Origin of the sequence: Entomohabitans teleogrylli, from assembly GCF_001484765.1 — a bacterium.
Lineage (GTDB): Bacteria > Pseudomonadota > Gammaproteobacteria > Enterobacterales > Enterobacteriaceae > Entomohabitans > Entomohabitans teleogrylli.
Map to the genome: position 1 here is coordinate 129,060 of NZ_LLXO01000007.1, position 17,446 is coordinate 146,505.

A 17,446-nucleotide genomic window follows, 5' to 3' on the forward strand; every position below is an offset into this window, starting at 1 on the left:
GCTTATTGGTGGGTCACCACGATCAGGCGCAGCGCGTCGAGGCGCCAACTGGCCTGGTCGAGACTTTCCAGCACCTGCTGGCGGTTATTTTCGATGGCGCTGAGTTCGTCGTCGCGAATATTCGGATTCACGGCGCGCAGCGCTTCGAGACGCGACAATTCCGCGGACAGCTTTTCATCCGCTTCGCCGTGCGCTGCGTCGATCAGCGCCCGGGCGGCATTTTCCACCTGGTTTTCCGCCAGTTGCAGAATAGCGTGTACATCCTGCTGTACCGCATTCACCAGCTTGCTGCCGGTATGGCGATTGACGGCGCTGAGCTGGCGGTTAAAACTTTCGAATTCCACCTGCGAGGCGAGGTCGGTGCCGTTCTTATCGAGCAGCATACGCACTGGCGTCGGCGGCAGGAAGCGGTTGAGCTGCAACTGCTTCGGCGCTTTGGCCTCTACCACATACATTAGCTCCACCAGCAGGGTTCCCACCGGCAACGCTTTGTTTTTCAGCAGGGACAGGGCGCTGCTGCCGGTATCGCCGGAGAGGATAAGATCGAGGCCGTTACGGATAATCGGATGTTCCCAGGTCAGGAACTGAGCATCTTCCCGGGACAGCGCCACGTCGCGATCGAAGGTGATGGTGCAGCCGTCTTCCGGCAGCCCCGGGAAGTCCGGCACCAGCATATGATCGGAGGGGGTCAGGACTATCATGTTATCCCCTTTATCATCCTGGTTGATGCCGATGATATCGAACAGGTTCATGGCAAAACTCACCAGCGCGATATCGTTATCCTGTTCGGCAATCTCCTGCGCCAGCGCCTGGGCCTTTTCGCCGCCGTTGGAGTGAATCTCCAGCAGGCGGTCGCGGCCTTTCTCAAGCTGCTCTTTCAGGGCGTCGTGCTGCTCGCGGCAGGATTTGATCAGCGCGTCGAAGCCTTCACTGTTTTCCGGGTTGGCGAGATAGCCGATCAGCTTGTGATACACGCTGTCATAAATGGCGCGTCCGGTCGGACAGGTATGTTCGAAAGCGTCCAGCCCTTCGTGATACCAGCGCACCAGCACCGACTGGGCAGTTTTTTCCAGATAAGGAACGTGGATCTGAATATCGTGGGCCTGGCCGATACGGTCAAGACGGCCAATTCGCTGCTCCAGCAGATCCGGGTTAAACGGCAGGTCAAACATCACCAGATTACTGGCGAACTGGAAGTTGCGGCCTTCAGAGCCGATTTCCGAACACAGCAGTACCTGCGCGCCGGTATCTTCTTCGCCAAACCAGGCGGCGGCCCGGTCGCGTTCGACAATCGACATCCCTTCATGGAATACTGCGGCGCGAATGCCTTCCCGCTCGCGCAGCACCTGTTCAAGCTGAAGCGCGGTGGTGGCCTTGGCGCAAATCACCAGCACCTTCTGCGAACGGTGGCTGGTCAGATAGCCCATCAGCCATTCGACGCGCGGATCGAAGTTCCACCAGGTGCCGCTATCGCCCTCAAATTCCTGATAAATCTGCTCCGGGTAGAGCATATCCCGGGCGCGCTCCTCGTCGGATTTGCGGGTGCCCATGATCCCGGAAACTTTAATTGCGGTCTGGTACTGGGTGGGCAGCGGCAGGCGAATGGTGTGCAGCTCGCGCCTGGGGAAGCCTTTTACGCCGTTACGGGTATTGCGGAATAGCACCCGGCTGGTACCGTGGCGATCCATCAGCATGGCGATCAGCTCCTGGCGCGCAGCGGCGGCTTCGACGCGGTCGCTATTGGCGGTTTGCAGCAGCGGCTCGATATCCTGTTCGCCGATCAAGTCGCCAAGGGTGTTGAGCTGCGCGTCGCTGAGATGATGGCCGGCCAGCAGCATGGCGACCGCGTCCGCCACCGGGCGATAGTGCTGTTGCTCCGCCACGAAGCGCGCAAAGTCGTGAAAGCGGCTCGGATCCAGCAATCGCAGGCGGGCGAAATGGCTCTCCATCCCCAGTTGTTCCGGCGTGGCGGTCAGCAGCAACACGCCGGGGATGCGGCTGGCCAGTTGTTCAATCGCCAGATATTCACGGCTCGGCGCCGCTTCGCTCCACACCAGGTGGTGCGCTTCGTCTACTACCAGCAGATCCCATTCGGCTTCGCACAGGCTTTCGAGATGCGCTTTGCTGCGGCGCACGAAATCCAGCGAGCAGATCACCAGTTGCTCGGTATCAAAGGGGTTATCGCTATCGTGGCGTGCTTCGGTAAAGCGTTCGTCGTCGAACAGGGCGAAACGCAGGTTGAAGCGGCGCAGCATCTCTACCAGCCACTGGTGCTGGAGCGTCTCCGGCACCACGATAAGTACCCGTCCGGCGGCGCCGGCAAGGAGTTGCTGGTGGATAATCATGCCGGCTTCGATGGTTTTCCCCAGCCCCACTTCATCCGCCAGCAGTACGCGCGGCGCATGGCGACGGCCGACATCGTGGGCGATATGAAGCTGGTGAGGGATCAGGCTGGTGCGCATACCGCGCAGGCCGCTCCACGGCTGGCGATACTGTTCGCTCTGGTATTTACGCGCCCGAAAACGCAGGGCGAAGCGGTCCATACGATCCAACTGGCCGGCGAACAGGCGATCCTGCGGTTTGCTGAATACCAGTTTGCTGTCGAGCAGAACTTCACGCAGCGTGACGTTGGTTTCGTCAGTGTCCAGGCGGGTGCCGGTATAAGTTAACAGGCCGTTTTCTTCGCTAACGTCTTCGACTCTGAGCTGCCAGCCTTCATGGCTGGTGATGGTATCGCCCGGGTTGAACATCACGCGGGTGATCGGCGAGTCATTACGCGCATACAGGCGGTTTTCTCCGGTAGCCGGGAAAAGCAGCGTCACCATGCGTGTATCAATGGACACTACGGTTCCCAGTCCCAGCTCGCTTTCAGTATCGCTTATCCAACGTTGACCAAGTGTAAAAGGCATATATTCGGCTCTGTTCCAGTTACTTATTTTGCAGGCAAAAGCACAACCGCCTCCCGGAGGCGGGCGGCTGTTCAGAAATTAGGTGTCTATCCGTAAGATTCAACGCTACCGCCGGGTTGCGCAAGACGAACCCGCTGACAGGACAGCAGTATGAAAGATGACGGATATTCAGGAAGGGCGCTATGGTACTGGATGGCAAAGCATTCGTCACCTGTCAAAATAGCCCCAGTTGTCCCGTCATCAGTGTAGCAAAGTCTTCGCCGATAAAAGGCAGAATCCCCTCCGCCACCGGCTGGAGCTGGCGCGTCAGGTAATGATCGTAGTCCAGGGGCGAAGTCCGATAATCAAGCGGTTCCGGCCCGGAGGTGGTCCATAAATATTTAATCGCCCCCCGGTTCTGATATTGCGCAGGGCGTCCGAGCCGGGCGTTGTGTTCGTCCGCCAGACGCGCGGCGCGCACATGGGGCGGTACATTGCGCTGATACTCACTCAGCGGACGGCGCAGGCGCTTTTGATAGACCAGCTTGTCGTCCAGCTCTCCGGCCATCAACTGGCGAATCGTTTCGCGGATGTAGCCCTGCCACGGCTGGCCGCGGAAGATGCGCAGATACAGCTCCTGCTGAAACTGCTGGGCCAGCGGCGTCCAGTCGGTGCGCACTGTCTCCAGCCCCTTAAACACCATACGCTGCCGGTCGCCTTCCTGAATCAACCCGGCGTAGCGCTTTTTACTGCCAGTTTCCGCGCCGCGTATCGTGGGCATCAGAAAACGGCAGAAATGGGTTTCATACTCCAGCTCCATGGCGCAAGTCAGCCCGAGGGTGGTCTGCAGGCGTTCGCGCCACCACTGATTGACAAAATCCACCAGTTGCCGGCCAATGGCGTTGGCCTGCTGCTCGTCGTGGGCGCTTTTCAGCCACACAAACGTCGAATCGGTGTTGCCATAAATCACGTCATAACCCTGCGACTCAATCAGTTCCCGGGTCTGGCGCATGATCTCATGACCGCGCATGGTGATCGATGAGGCAAGGCGCGGATCGAAAAAGCGGCAGGCGCTGGTGCCCAGCACGCCATAAAAGGCGTTCATCAGGATCTTCAGCGCCTGGGAAAGGGGCTTATTGCCATGGCGTTTGGCGTCATCGCGGCCGTGCCAGATACCGGCGACAATCTCCGGCAGGCAGTGGCGGGTGCGGGAGAAGCGCGCGCCCAGAAAACCTGCGACGCTGTGCTCGTCATCCGGCTGCGCCATCCCTTCTACCAGCCCGACCGGATCGATGAGGAAGGTACGAATAATCGAGGGATACAGACTTTTATAGTCCAGCACCAGTACCGAGTCATAAAGACCGGGACGGGAATCCATCACATAGCCGCCGGGACTGGCCTGCGGCGGTACCTCGCCGAGATTCGGAGCGACATAGCCGGCCCTGTGCATACGCGGAAAATAGAGATGGCAGAAAGCGGCCACTGAGCCGCCGTGACGATCGGCGGGCAGGCCATTGACCGAGGCTCGTTCAAGCAGAAACGGCATCAGCTCGGTTTTGTGAAAAATACGCGTGACCAGCTCGCAGTCCTGCAGGTTGTAGGTGGCCAGCGCCGGTTTATCTTCCTGGAAGCGCCGTTCGATCTCGTCAAGGCGCTGCCAGGGATTATCGATGGCTTTGCCTTCGCCCAGCAGTTCCCGGGCCACGGTTTCGAGGGCAAACGAGGAGAAATTCCAGAACGCTGATTTCAGGGATTCGATACCGTCGACGATCAGCCGACCGGTAATCTGCGCGAAAAATACCCCAGGCTTAAAGCCGTGTTCGCGCCATTCGATGGCGCTGCCATCGCGCCCCAGGCGCAGGGGGATCTGATAGCGTTCCGCATGATTCTGCAGCACTTTAAGATCGAACTGCACCAGGTTCCAGCCGATCACCACGTCGGGATCGTGCTGTGCAAACCACTGATTGAGTTTTTCCAGGAGCAGCGGACGGCTGGCGACATACTCAAGCTGAAAATCGACCGGTTGCCGCTGTGCGCTTTCCGCTCCCAGCATATACACCTGGCGCTGCCCGCAGCCCTCAAGGCCGATGCAGTACAGCTCTCCGTGGCGGCTGGTTTCAATGTCCAGCGAGACCCATTTAAGCGGCGGCCGATAGTGAGGAGAAGGTTTGAGGCGGGCGTTGACCAGGGCATTTCCCTGCGCTTCTCCGCTGACCAGCACCGGGGCGGTGATGAAGCGTTCCATCAGATAGCGCTCGGGGGGGCGAATATCGCCCTCATATACCGTGATCCCCGCTTCCCTGAGACGTTTTTCCAGTCGTATCAACTGGCGGTGCTGTTGGCAGTAAAGACCGAATACCGGCTGGCGGTGGAAATCCTGCAGGGCGAGCGGCGCGGCGCGCCAACCCTTTTCGCCGGCCAGCAGCTGTTCAGCGCGGCTTTTTTGCGCCAGCGGGATGAAAGCGACCGACTCCTGGGGGGCCAGTTTTACGCTGAGCGGGCCGTCGTCTGTCGCCAGCCAGAATTCCACCTGCGTCCCCTGCGGGGTATCCCGCCAGTGTCGGGTTAAGATGAAGCCTTCACGCGCCTGCGGCATTGCTGTTTCCCACGTACAGGTTGCATTTCAGAGGCCATTATAGCCTGGACGAAGGGGGATTACTGATATTTGTACAGTGGTTGATGCGTTATTCTGCCGGTTGTCCGGGTAACGCCTGCGCAAGCAGACGATAACCCAGATAGCCGCTGTAAAAAAAGCTCTCTCTGGCGAGGAAACGCGCCCGGGCGGCGCGGCTGCGATAGCGGGTATCCGGCGTTGGAGAAGAGAAGGCGCGTATCCCGCTATCAGCAGCGATCAGCATGGTGCGCTTCATATGGAGCGGATCGCTGACGATCAGCGCGCTGTTGAGGCGCTGCGCCTGCATTAACTGACGGGCATAATGCAGATTTTCCCGGGTGATGCGCGAGCGCTGCTCAATAAGTATCGCCTGTGCCGGAACGCCCTGCGCCAGCACGTAGCGGCGGGCTACCTGCGCATCCGACACCGCCTGGCCGGGGCTGTAGCCGCCGGTCAAAATCAGCCGTGGAACGTAGCCTGCGCGGTAGAGTCGCACCGCGTGGTCGAGTCGCCCCTGAAAAACCGGGGAGGGGATATTGCCGTTAACGCCAGCCCCGGGGACAATGGCGCAGTCCGCCGGACGGGTTTCATCCTGTTGGCCATAGCGATAAATGGCGCAGGCGTTCACCAGCATGGCGCCCAGCGCCAGTGTAAAGACCAGCGCTGCGCCGTAAATCAGACCTCTGCGTTTCACATCGCTGTCCGGTAGGGAAAGTTGCCGGGGATGATAGCGCGATTTGCCGCATAACGCCGGGATCGGGATCGTATGTGGTGGAGAGCGTTTGCCGCTCTCCACGTTGGTTTACTGGCCGTAGTAGGCTTTGGCGCCGTGTTTGCGCAGGTAGTGCTTATCGAGCAGCGTTTGCTGCATATCCGGTAGCGCCGGGGCCAACTGGCGACAAAAAATCCCCATATAGGCCACTTCTTCCAGCACGATAGCGTTATGCACCGCGTCTTCGGCATTTTTACCCCAGGCGAACGGCCCGTGGGAGTGCACCAGCACCCCGGGTATTTGCGCCGGATCGATACCCTGTTCCCGGAAGGTTTCGACAATCACCTCCCCGGTCTGCCACTCATACTCGCCGTTAATCTCGGCATCGGTCATTTTGCGGGTGCAGGGGATGGTGCCGTAGAAATAATCGGCGTGGGTGGTGCCGGTCGCCGGGATCCCGAGGCCAGCCTGGGCCCAGATGGTGGCGTGGCGCGAATGGGTATGGACGATGCCGCCCAGGTCTGGGAAACTGCGGTACAGCAGGCGGTGAGTGGCGGTATCGGAGGAGGGTTTTTTATTGCCTTCCACGACATCACCGTTTTCCAGGCTGACCACCACCATATCTTCAGCTTTCATTACGCTGTAATCGACGCCGGAGGGCTTGATAACCAGTACGCCGCGCTCGCGATCCACAGCGCTGACGTTACCCCAGGTCAGGGTCACCAGATGGTGTCGGGGAAGCGCCAGGTTGGCTTCGAGCACCTGGCGTTTGAGATCTTCTAACATCGGTATTTCCTCGAAAAAAAGCCGGCCCTGGAGCCGGCCAAAGGTTCCCCTGTTACCGCTTAAAGCTGTAATACACTTCGTTCCAGCGCAGCGCGTCTTTAAACGCCGGCAGGCGGGTGTCGTTGTCGATTACCGCCAGCTCAATACCGTGCATTTCGGCAAACTGGCGCATATCGTCGAGGGTCAGCGCGTGGCTGAACACCGTGTGATGCGCGCCGCCGGCGAGGATCCAGGCTTCGGACGCCGTGGGCAGATCCGGATGGGCGTGCCACAGGGCGTTAGCTACCGGGAGCTTCGGCAGCGCGTGCGGCGTGGCGACGGTATCAATGGTGTTGACCAGCAGGCGGAAGCGATCGCCGAGATCGATCAGACTGGCGACGATGGCCGGGCCGGGCCGGGTGTTGAAGATCAGCCGCGCCGGATCTTCTTTCCCGCCGATACCCAGATACTGTACGTCGAGGATCGGTTTTTCATCGGTGGCGATGGTCGGGCAGACTTCCAGCATGTGGGAGCCGAGGACCATATCGTTGCCGGATTCGAAGTTATAGGTGTAGTCCTCCATAAAGGAGGTGCCGCCCTGCAGACCGGTGGCCATGACTTTCATGATGCGCAACAGAGCGGCGGTTTTCCAGTCGCCCTCGCCGGCAAAACCGTAGCCCTGCTGCATTAAACGCTGTACCGCCAGGCCAGGGAGCTGCTTCAGGCCGTGCAGGTCTTCAAAGGTGGTGGTGAAAGCATGGAAGCCGCCCTGTTCCAGGAAACGCTTCATGCCAAGTTCAATGCGCGCCGCGTCCAGCACATTCTGGCGTCGGTCGCCATTCACCTGTGCCGCAGGGGTCAGGCGGTAGAGGCTTTCGTACTCGTCGACCAGCGCATTGATATCGCCGTTGCTGACCTCATTGACTACCGCCACCAGATCGCCGACCGCCCAGGTATTCACCGAGAAACCAAACTTCATCTGCGCGGCAACTTTGTCGCCGTCGGTGACCGCCACTTCACGCATGTTATCCCCGAAGCGCGCGACTTTCAGGTGACGGGTATCCTGCTTCGATACCGCGTGGCGCATCCAGGCGCCGATGCGCTGCCGGGATTGTTGGTCCTGCCAGTGGCCGGTGATTACGCTGTGCTGCAGGCGCATGCGCGCGCCGATAAAGCCGAATTCGCGGCCGCCGTGGGCGGTCTGGTTCAGGTTCATGAAATCCATATCAATGCTGTCCCAGGGGATCTGCGCATTGAACTGGGTGTGGAACTGCAGCAGCGGCTTGTTAAGCATGGTCAGGCCGTTAATCCACATTTTGGCCGGCGAGAAGGTATGCAGCCAGACCACCAGTCCGGCGCACTTATCGTCGTAGTTGGCGTCACGACAGATTGCGGTAATTTCATCCGGCGTGGTGCCCAGCGGCTTTAGCACCAGCCTGCAGGGCAGATGGCCTTCAGCGTTCAGGGCGTTGACCACTTTTTCCGCGTTCTGGTTTACCTGGCGCAGGGTTTCCGCGCCATACAGATGCTGGCTGCCAATGACAAACCACACTTCATACTGGGAGAAAATACTCATCTTCGTGTCCTTAATGTGTCAGAACGGTCTGGTCTGCCGTAGCGTCAGACCGGGACGTTGTTACGTCCGGGAGATAGTGGTGTTCTGCGCTCTCACACCATTGTTGATAGCGGCGGTAAAGCTGTTCAAAACGGGCGGCGCTCTGCTCGCCCGGCTGGAGAGTGCGTTCGATATCGCTGGCCATCGCCTGCTGGGCCTGAGGAATATCTTGATAAACGCCGGCGGCGACAGCGGCGAAAATAGCGGCGCCGAGGGCGCAACACTGATCGGAGGCGACAATTTGCAGCGGCCGGTTCAGGACATCGCAGCAGGCCTGCATAATCACCGGGTTTTTCCGGGCGATGCCGCCGAGCGCCATCACGTGGTGGACCGGGATCCCCTGGGTGGTGAAACATTCCATGATAGCCCGGGCGCCGAAGGCGGTGGCGGCGATCAGGCCGCCAAACAGCGCCGGGGCGTCGGTGGCCAGATTCAGGTCGGTTATCACCCCTTTCAGGCGCTGATTCGCGAACGGGGTGCGGCGGCCGTTAAACCAGTCAAGTACTACCGGCAGGTGGTCAAGACCGGGGTTGTCGGCCCACGCCTGGGTCAGCGTCGGCAGCAACTGTTTTTTACTGTCCCGGATGGCGTCGCGCAGTTCGGGCTGCTGTTCCGCCAGCCGCTCCAGCGGCCAGGAGAGCACCCGGCTGAACCAGGCGTAAATATCGCCAAAGGCGGACTGGCCGGCTTCGAGACCGATAAAGCCCGGAACCACGCTGCCGTCTACCTGGCCGCAGATGCCTTTCACCGCCCGATCGCCGACGCTGGGTTTATCGGCAATCAGAATGTCGCAGGTGGAGGTGCCTATTACTTTCACCAGGGTATTCGGCTGGGCGCCGGCGCCGACGGCGCCCATATGGCAGTCGAAAGCGCCGCCGGAGATCACTACGCTTTCCGGTAGCCCGAGGCGCTGCGCCCACTCCGGGCACAGGGTGCCCACCGGCGCTTCGGCGGTCCAGGTATCGGTGAACATCGGGTATGGCAGGTGGCGGTTGAGAATAGGATCCAGTTCGTCGAAGAAGCTGGCCGGCGGCAGACCGCCCCAGCCCTCATGCCACAGGGATTTATGCCCGGCGCTGCAGCGGCCGCGGCGAATGTCCTGCGGCCGCACCGTATCGGAGAGCAGGGCCGGAACCCAGTCGCACAGCTCAATCCATGACTCCGCCGCTTCGGCAACCCGGGCGTCGCGACGGGTAACGTGGAGGATCTTGGCCCAGAACCACTCACTGGAGTAGATGCCGCCAATATAGCGTGAATAGTCGTTTTTCCCCGGCTGGTGGCAGAGCCGGGTGATCTCTTCCGCTTCTTCCACCGCGGTGTGGTCCTTCCACAGCACAAACATGGCGTTCGGGTTATCGGCGAATTCGGGGCGCAGCGCCAGCACATTGCCGTCGCTGTCGATGGGCGCCGGGGTTGAACCGGTGCTGTCGACGCCGATGCCGACCACGCTTTCCCGCTGTGCCGGCGTCAGTGCCGCCAGGGTGGTTTTCAGCGCTTTTTCCATCGATTCGATATAGTCGCGGGGATGGTGGCGAAACTGATTGTGGGCGGCGTCGCAGTAGCGCCCCTCCTGCCAGCGCGGATACCACTCCACGCTGCTCGCCAGCTCGCTGCCGCTGGTACAATCCACCGCCAGTGCGCGAACAGAATCACTGCCAAAATCCAGGCCCAGTGCAATCGCCATTTTTCTGCTCCAGTGCATCAATCAAACATCACTGAACAGTAGAGGGCGCGGCAAAAATCGGTCAGGCCATAAAGGCTGATCTTATGGACAAATGAGCTGTTCAATAAAAAATTGTGACGGCCCGCAAATATTCGATGTGGACATTTCTGCCGCAGTTATAGACACTTCGCTTGTGTCCGGATATCTCCCGTTAGCCGGTATTAACAAGGCATTTTCAGTTGGCGCGCGGCTTCCTGGCGCCACGATACTATCGCGCGGCGCGGCGCGGACCTGGCGGGATACCAGTAAAATGGATATGGACAAATTGTGTCATCACAGACTTGCCGGAGAGACAGCGTATGGCGGAACCCCAGAACGATCCTTTATTGCCCGGATACTCTTTCAATGCCCACCTGGTGGCCGGGCTGACGCCTATTGAAGCCGATGAGCCGCTGGACTTTTTCATCGACCGACCGCTGGGGATGAAGGGCTATATCCTCAACCTCACGGTGCGCGGTGAAGGGGTGATCAATAATCAGGGTAAGCAGTTTGTCTGCCGTCCGGGGGATATGCTGCTGTTTCCGCCGGGGGAAATTCATCACTACGGCCGCCATCCGGACAGCAGCCAGTGGTATCACCAGTGGGTCTATTTCCGTCCGCGGGCCTACTGGCAGGAGTGGCTCAACTGGCCGGCGATTTTCGCTCAGACCGGTTTCTATCGCCCGGATGATGAACATATGGCCCATTTTTCGTCGTTGTTTCAGCAGGTGATCGACGCCGGGCAAGGGGAGGGGCGCTATGCGGAGCTACTGGCGATTAATCTGCTGGAACAGTTGCTGCTGCGGCGCATGGAAGCGATTAGCGAGTCAATGAATCCGCCGCTGGATAGCCGGGTTCGCGACGCCTGTCAGTACATCAGCGACCATCTGGCGGACAGCCATTTCGATATCGCCAGCGTGGCGCAGCACGTCTGCCTGTCGCCGTCGCGGCTGTCGCATCTGTTTCGCCAACAGTTGGGGGTCAGCGTGCTGAGCTGGCGTGAGGATCAGCGTATCAGCCAGGCTAAATTGTTGCTCAGCACAACCCGAATGCCGATTGCCAGCGTCGGGCGTAACGTCGGATTCGAAGACCAGTTGTACTTTTCGCGGGTCTTTAAAAAATGTACCGGCGCCAGCCCCAGCGAATTCCGCGCCGGTTGTGAATAACCGCTACACTTAGAGCCTGGCGCTTAGCGCCGGGCGCCGGGCAGCAATGTTTTCATACAGCTCGCGGCTTGACGCCCGCGGCGCCGGACGGGAGAATCCTTCTTCGCCTTTCTGACGGACAGTTTATGGAAGCCTTGCTGGAACATTTTATTACCCAATCCACGACTTACTCGCTGCTGGCCGTTTTCCTGGTGGCTTTTTTCGAATCGCTGGCGCTGGTGGGGCTGATTGTTCCCGGCACAGTGGTGATGGCGGCGCTCGGGGCATTGATCGGCAGCGGCCAGGTGGATTTTTATCAGGCCTGGGGCGTCGGCGTTATCGGCTGCTTTCTGGCGGACTGGATTTCGTTCTGGCTGGGCTGGCGTTTTAAAGAACCGTTGCACCGCTGGTCATTCCTTAAGAAAAACAAAGCGCTGCTGGATAAGACTGAGATGGCGCTACATAAACACAGTGTCTTTACCGTGCTGGTTGGCCGCTTTGTCGGCCCAACGCGTCCTCTGGTACCGATGGTGGCCGGGATGCTCGCGCTGCCGGTGCGCAAATTCATCACCCCTAATGTTATTGGCTGTGTACTCTGGCCGCCGTTTTACTTCCTGCCGGGGATTCTGGCCGGCGCCGCCATCGACATTCCCGCCGATTTACAGAGCGCTAACTTTAAATGGCTGTTGCTGGGGACGGCGCTGCTGGTGTGGCTGGCGGGCTGGTTGTGCTGGCGCTGGTGGCGTAGCGCTAAAACCGTCGATCGCCTGACGCGCCTGTTGCCGCGTGGTCGTCTGCACTGGCTGGCGCCGGTCAGCGCGCTGGCGGCGGCGGGTCTACTGGTTGTTCTGCTGCGTCATCCGCTGATGCCGGTCTATCTGCGCCTTCTCGGCGACGTACTGAGCATTTAGCGCGGGCGGATCCCCAACAGGGCGGCGGCGTCGCTGCCTCCCTGTAATAGCCGTTCGGTCGTTCCACTCCAGACTACCCTTCCTTCCCCGACCACCAGACAGCGATCGGCGATCCGCCGGGCGTCTTCCAGACTGTGGGAGACCATCAGTAGCGTCAGATGGCGCTGGCGGCACTGCTCGTCAAGCAGTATCAGCATCTCCTGGCGCAGCGCCGGGTCCAGCGCCGAGAAGGGTTCGTCCAGTAACAGGATAGGCTGCTGGCGGATCAAACAGCGCGCCAGCGCCGCACGCTGGCGCTGGCCGCCGGAGAGTTGCCCCGGTCGGCGATCCAGCAGGTCGACAATCCCCATCTGCCGGGCGAGCTGCTGCAACTGTTGCTGTTGCGCGGCGTCCAGTTTCAGCGTCGGGTTCAGCCCGAGTCCGATGTTTTGCCGCACAGTCAGGTGAGTGAACAGATTGTTTTCCTGAAACAGCATCGACAGCGGTCGCCGGGAGGGCGGCGTCAGGGTGTGATCGGCGCCGTTGAGAAAAATAGTCCCGCTGGCCGGGGTGAGAAAACCGGCAATCAGGCTCAGCAGGGTGCTTTTTCCGGCGCCGCTTGGGCCGAGTACCGCGACCTTTTCGCCGGCGCTGATATCCAGTGAGAAACGCATCGGCAGATGGTGATACAGCCAGGTGACATCAGTCAGGGTTAGCATGGCGCTCCGGGAGTTTTTCAATCACGGTAAACAGTAGCAGGCAGACCGCCAGCAGAAGCAGTGCGGTAACCGCACCCTCTTGTCCGCGGTACGAGCCAATCTGCTGGTAAAGATAAAACGGCAGAGTACGGAAGTCTTCATTGCCGAACAGGGCCACCACCCCGAAATCGCCGATCGACAGAACGCAGGCAAAGGCCAGCGCCTGGGCGATGGGTCTGGCGAGGGCGCGGCCTTCCACCCAACGCAGGCGATTGAAGCCGCTCAGCGACAGGGACTGGCAGAGCGCGCCGTAACGTTCGGCGCAGTCACGCATCGGGTTTTCCAGCACCTTCAGGGCATAGGGAATGGCCATCAGGGCATTGGTGAAGATAACGATCCCGTCGGCGGAGCGCGGCAGGCCGACGGTGTTATTGAGCAGCAGAAAGAACCCGGTGGCCAGCACAATTCCCGGCATCGCCAGAATCACCATGCCGCTCAGTTCCAGCGCTTGTCCCGCCAGTATCCGCTGGCGCAGACGCAGTTCCCGGGAGCTCCACAGTAACATCAGGGTCAGTATCACGCACAGCGCTCCGGCGCCCAGCGCGATACGCAACGACGTGCCCAGCGCCTGCCACAGGGCGGGCTGACGCAGCGCGCTGAGCAGTTCGCCGCGCAGTCCATCCACCACCACCGCCAGCAGCGGAGGCAGCACCAACAGCAACATGGCGCCGATCAGCAGCGTATCCGCTACCCGGCTGCGCAGGCTATCTTGCGGGTTGCGCCAGCGATTGCCGAGGCTGTGGGCGGCAGGGATCACCTTACTGAAACGCTGGCTGAGCAGCATCAGCCCCAGACAGCAGGTGAGTTGTACCAGCGCCAGCAGCGCCGCCTGCTGCGGATCGTAATCAAAGCTCAGCGCCTGATAGATGGCCAGCTCAATGGTGGTCGCCTTTGGTCCGCCGCCCAGGGAGAGCACAGTGGCGAAACTGGCGAAACAGAGCATGAAAATCAGCGCGCCGCCAGGCAGGAGCTGGCGGCGGATCCAGGGCCATTCAATCAACCGGAACAGAGCCCAGCCGCGGATGCCTAACTGGGCGGCGAGCTGGCGTTGCTCGACCGGGATCTGCTCCAGCGCCTGCAGCAGCATACGGGTCGCCAGCGGCAGATTAAAAAAGATGTGCGCCAGCAGAATTCCCTGCAGGCCGTAAGGCGAGAAGCGCCATTCGATGCCCAGCCACTGGCAAAGATGGGCCAGCCATCCCTGACGGCCATACACTGTCAGAATACCGAATACCGCCACCAGTACCGGCAGTACCAGGGTCATAGCGCACAGGCGCAGCACCAGTTCGCGCCCGGGAAACTGGCGGCGCCACAGCGAACGGGCCAGCGGAATAGCCGGCAGCATGGAAAACAGCGCCGACAGAAACGCCTGCCAGAAAGAGAAACCCACCACGTGCCACAGGTAACTGTCCTGCCAGAAGGCGTCACTGCCGCCCTCCGGCGCGTTCAGCCACAGGGCGGCGAAGGCCGCCACCGCCACCGCCAGCACCACCAGGGCGGCGATAGCGCCGGGCCACAGCCAGCCGGGGATCAGCGGCTGACGGCGTGTTGCCATGCGCTAATCCAGCCCGCCCGCTGTTGGTCGACCTCCCGGGAGGTGTATTCAAGGGTGGTTTGCGGTCGGGTCAGGTCGCTGAAGCCCGGTGGTAGGGCGACATCGCTGACCGGATACATCCAGTTGCCGGTGGCGATAGTCTGCTGGAAATCGGGCGAAACAATAAACTGCATAAATTTTTCCGCCAGCGCCGGCTGTTTAGCGGCGGCAAGACGCCCGGCGACCTCGACCTGCAGATAGTGACCTTCGCTGAAATTTGCCGCCGCGTAGTTATTTTTCTGCTCTTCAATCAGATGGTAGGCCGGCGAAGTGGTATAGCTCAACACCAGATCGCTTTCCCCTTTCAGAAACAGGCCATAAGCCTCGCTCCATCCTTTGGTGACGGTGACGGTTTTTTGCGCCAGCTTTTGCCATGCCTGCGGCGCCGCATCGCCATAAACTTTTTGCATCCACAGCAGCAGCCCCAGGCCGGGGGTGCTGGTGCGCGGATCCTGATAGATGACCTTCCAGCCGTGGTTACTTTCCACCAGCTCTTTCAGGCTGGTGGGGGGATTTTTCAGGCGATTCTTGTCGTAAACAAAGGCGAACCAGCCGTAATCATAGGGAACGAAAGTGTCGTTATGCCAGCCGCCGGGGATGGTCAGTTTGCTGGTGTCGACGCCGCCCGGCGCGAACAGCCCGGTGCGGGTGGCCGCCTCCAGCAGGTTATTGTCGAGGCCCAGCACCACATCGGCCTGGCTGTTTTTACCTTCCATCCGCAGGCGATTGAGCAGCGATACGCCGTCTTCAAGGGCGACGAATTTCAGCTCGCAGTCACAGCGGGCTTCAAAGGCTTTTTTGACCGCCGGACCCGGTCCCCAGTCTGCGGCGAAAGAGTCATAGGTGTAGACGGTCAGTAGCGGCTTTGCCAGCGCGACCGGGGCGGCAAGCAGCATCAGTAGCGGGAGGATCTTTTTCAACGCTTTGCACTCCTGTTAAGGGTGGCAAAGGATTTTGAGCGGTGAGCCTCAAATCCCTTCGCCGGCATTATCCGGATCAGGTTCGACGGGTATCTCTCAGCGCGTCAGATAATGACGGCACCCCGATGAGAACGGGCTGTATTCTAATGATTCCGCCCGGCGACGCAATGTAATTACGGCTCCGGCGGAGCAAACCAGGCGGATTTAAAATCAAACCAGCCGAGGGTATTCATCCTGACGCCGCGCATACTGCGCTGGCCCTGGATGCGCAGCCAGTGGTGGATCAGCGGCACAACGTGCAATTCTTCCTGTAGCGACTGGCACCAGCCGGGCAGCGACAGTTCGCCGTTGCGCCAGCGGCGGGCGTCTTCCTGCCAGTCGCGGTCAATACAGTGCTGGATCATCGGCGTTTCGTAGAGATGGGCAAACAGGGAAAATTCCAGCGGCAGCGTAAAGTTAGCGCTGTTGAGCCAGATATCGCTGACAGCGTTACCCTGGTGCCACTCTTCATAACTCATTTCCTGAACGATAAGTTTGACGCCGTGCTGCGCCAGCAATTTGTGCATGATGCGGCTTAACACCCGATATTCCGGATGCTCGCGATAAAAACTCAGGGTCAGGGTTTCCAGCCCGGCGGGCCTGGCGACAGCCCCTTGCTGGCGAACATGGTGCCAGCGCGGCAGCAGGCCCCAGGCCGGAAACCAGTAATGCTGATATTGTTCACCGGCGTGCCAGATCAGGCTCATGGGGGAGAACAGATGGCTGAGCCAGTGGCGTAACTGGAGATTAGCGCCGAGCCGCGAACGGGAGTCGAACAGCAGGTAGTAACAGCCCTCTTCGAGGCGGCTTTCCAGCGCGGTTTCGCTCTGTTCAGCGCTGGTATCTTCGAGGTGGACGCCGCAGCTCAACTCGTCGCCGATTTCCGGCAACACCCAGAAATTCACCTCATCGATCAAGGCCCGGTAGCCGAAATAGTCGTCGAAAGCGTGGATTTTTAGCTGGTTCTGGTTGTTGCGCGCCACTGCGTAAGGGCCGGTGCCCACCGGTTTACTGGCGAAGTCGGGCATCGAAGGCCATTCGCGGGGTAAGATCATCGCGCTGGTGTTGGCCATCAGCCACGGCAGCCAGGTATCCGACTGCTCAAGGTGGACATCCAGCGTCCAGGGGGTGGGCGAATGGATAGTGGTAATATGGTTGTACAGCGGTAGCGCGGTCACGCGACGCAGAGAGGCGATCACGTCCAGCATATCCAGCTCCCGCCCATGGTGGAAGTGGATCCCGGGTCGTAAAAAGAAGCGCCAGTGCAACGGCGAAATTTGCTGCCAGTGGTGAGCAATATCGGCTTCGAGTTCCCCGTTTTCCTCATTTATGCGCGTCAGACCGCTGAAAATTTGCCGGGCGACGTGGGTTTCCGAGCGGCGCAGCGCGCTGCCCGGCAGCAGATTCATCAGGGGACGATAATACAGCACCCGCAAAATGTGTTTCCCCTGGCGAAAGGTACGGCCGAGATGGGAAATCAGCATCTGCCGGACGGCGTCTTTGTCGCCGACGATTTGCACCAGTTGATCGATTCGGTCCTGCTCCAGCAGGTCTTCGGCGCGCTGTTGCTGCAATGCCAGGCCGGTATACAGAAAAGTCAGCCGCGACCGTTTTCCGCGTCCTGCTTCCGCTTCCCAGGTCAGCCAGCCCTGCGCTTGCATACTATTGAGCAGGGTGCGCATATGCCGTCGGGAGCAGTTGAGGAGTTCCGCCAGCTCGTTCAGCGTGGTGTCCTGGGTTTTTCCCTCGCAGCATTGCCAGAGGCGGATGAATTGTTGTTGCAAACGGCCAGAGGACATAAAAG

The 17,446-nt window shown here is 60.1% G+C and carries 12 protein-coding genes and 1 riboswitch; of the genes, 2 read left to right on the plus strand and 10 right to left on the minus strand.

What is annotated here, in order from left to right; genetic code table 11:
• Positions 1–2 precede the first annotated feature (2 nt).
• The 6 genes from rapA to araB all read right to left on the minus strand — a co-directional run bounded on the left by rapA (position 3) and on the right by araB (position 10,278).
• A complete protein-coding gene (rapA, locus tag AQ981_RS13295) occupies positions 3–2,909 on the minus strand; it encodes an RNA polymerase-associated protein RapA (protein ID WP_058912220.1) in 2,907 nt (968 codons plus the stop codon).
• Positions 2,910–3,123: 214 nt separating this feature from the next.
• Entirely contained in the window at positions 3,124–5,484 is a 2,361-nt protein-coding gene (polB, locus tag AQ981_RS13300; RefSeq protein WP_058912221.1) for a DNA polymerase II, read from the minus strand.
• A gap of 88 nt (positions 5,485–5,572) precedes the next feature.
• Entirely contained in the window at positions 5,573–6,196 is a 624-nt protein-coding gene (locus AQ981_RS13305) for a YdcF family protein (RefSeq protein ID WP_058912222.1), read from the minus strand.
• Positions 6,197–6,304: 108 nt separating this feature from the next.
• The gene (gene araD, locus AQ981_RS13310) at positions 6,305–7,000 is read right to left on the minus strand and encodes an L-ribulose-5-phosphate 4-epimerase (protein ID WP_058912223.1); all 696 of its coding nucleotides are present in this window, start codon (positions 6,998–7,000) and stop codon (positions 6,305–6,307) included.
• A 52-nt stretch (positions 7,001–7,052) separates the two neighbouring features.
• A complete protein-coding gene (gene araA / locus AQ981_RS13315; RefSeq protein WP_058912224.1) occupies positions 7,053–8,555 on the minus strand; it encodes an L-arabinose isomerase in 1,503 nt (500 codons plus the stop codon).
• Positions 8,556–8,565: 10 nt separating this feature from the next.
• Complete coding sequence (gene araB, locus AQ981_RS13320; protein WP_058912225.1) at positions 8,566–10,278, minus strand: ribulokinase; 1,713 nt, start codon at positions 10,276–10,278, stop codon at positions 8,566–8,568.
• A gap of 338 nt (positions 10,279–10,616) precedes the next feature.
• Here araB and araC point away from each other — a divergent pair, with 338 nt between their 5' ends.
• Both araC and AQ981_RS13330 read left to right on the plus strand, forming a co-directional pair.
• The gene (gene araC / locus AQ981_RS13325) at positions 10,617–11,462 is read left to right on the plus strand and encodes an arabinose operon transcriptional regulator AraC (RefSeq protein WP_058912226.1); all 846 of its coding nucleotides are present in this window, start codon (positions 10,617–10,619) and stop codon (positions 11,460–11,462) included.
• A gap of 125 nt (positions 11,463–11,587) precedes the next feature.
• Entirely contained in the window at positions 11,588–12,352 is a 765-nt protein-coding gene (locus tag AQ981_RS13330; RefSeq protein WP_058912227.1) for a DedA family protein, read from the plus strand.
• Here AQ981_RS13330 and thiQ read toward each other — a convergent pair.
• From thiQ to sgrR, 4 genes are all read right to left on the minus strand, one after another.
• On the minus strand, positions 12,349–13,050 hold the full coding sequence (gene thiQ, locus AQ981_RS13335; RefSeq protein WP_058912228.1) for a thiamine ABC transporter ATP-binding protein ThiQ: 702 nt from the start codon (positions 13,048–13,050) through the stop codon (positions 12,349–12,351). The genes AQ981_RS13330 and thiQ overlap by 4 nt on opposite strands.
• The gene (thiP, locus tag AQ981_RS13340; RefSeq protein WP_058912229.1) at positions 13,034–14,644 is read right to left on the minus strand and encodes a thiamine/thiamine pyrophosphate ABC transporter permease ThiP; all 1,611 of its coding nucleotides are present in this window, start codon (positions 14,642–14,644) and stop codon (positions 13,034–13,036) included. The genes thiQ and thiP overlap by 17 nt, the downstream gene beginning before the upstream one ends.
• The gene (gene thiB / locus AQ981_RS13345; protein WP_058912230.1) at positions 14,620–15,579 is read right to left on the minus strand and encodes a thiamine ABC transporter substrate binding subunit; all 960 of its coding nucleotides are present in this window, start codon (positions 15,577–15,579) and stop codon (positions 14,620–14,622) included. The genes thiP and thiB overlap by 25 nt, the downstream gene beginning before the upstream one ends.
• A gap of 59 nt (positions 15,580–15,638) precedes the next feature.
• Positions 15,639–15,738, minus strand: a riboswitch (TPP riboswitch).
• Between the two features lie 38 nt (positions 15,739–15,776).
• Positions 15,777–17,441, minus strand: coding sequence for an HTH-type transcriptional regulator SgrR (sgrR, locus tag AQ981_RS13350; protein ID WP_058912231.1), 1,665 nt, complete (start codon positions 17,439–17,441; stop codon positions 15,777–15,779).
• Positions 17,442–17,446 lie beyond the last annotated feature (5 nt).

Coding starts and splice junctions, on each gene's coding strand:
- rapA (WP_058912220.1), bottom strand. CDS start 2,909: ATGCCTTTTACACTTGGTCAACGTTGGATAAGCGATACTGAAAGCGAG.
- araD (WP_058912223.1), bottom strand. CDS start 7,000: ATGTTAGAAGATCTCAAACGCCAGGTGCTCGAAGCCAACCTGGCGCTT.
- AQ981_RS13330 (WP_058912227.1), top strand. CDS start 11,588: ATGGAAGCCTTGCTGGAACATTTTATTACCCAATCCACGACTTACTCG.
- thiP (WP_058912229.1), bottom strand. CDS start 14,644: ATGGCAACACGCCGTCAGCCGCTGATCCCCGGCTGGCTGTGGCCCGGC.
- thiB (WP_058912230.1), bottom strand. CDS start 15,579: ATGCTGCTTGCCGCCCCGGTCGCGCTGGCAAAGCCGCTACTGACCGTC.
- polB (WP_058912221.1), bottom strand. CDS start 5,484: ATGCCGCAGGCGCGTGAAGGCTTCATCTTAACCCGACACTGGCGGGAT.
- araB (WP_058912225.1), bottom strand. CDS start 10,278: ATGGCGATTGCACTGGGCCTGGATTTTGGCAGTGATTCTGTTCGCGCA.
- araC (WP_058912226.1), top strand. CDS start 10,617: ATGGCGGAACCCCAGAACGATCCTTTATTGCCCGGATACTCTTTCAAT.
- thiQ (WP_058912228.1), bottom strand. CDS start 13,050: ATGCTAACCCTGACTGATGTCACCTGGCTGTATCACCATCTGCCGATG.
- sgrR (WP_058912231.1), bottom strand. CDS start 17,441: ATGTCCTCTGGCCGTTTGCAACAACAATTCATCCGCCTCTGGCAATGC.
- araA (WP_058912224.1), bottom strand. CDS start 8,555: ATGAGTATTTTCTCCCAGTATGAAGTGTGGTTTGTCATTGGCAGCCAG.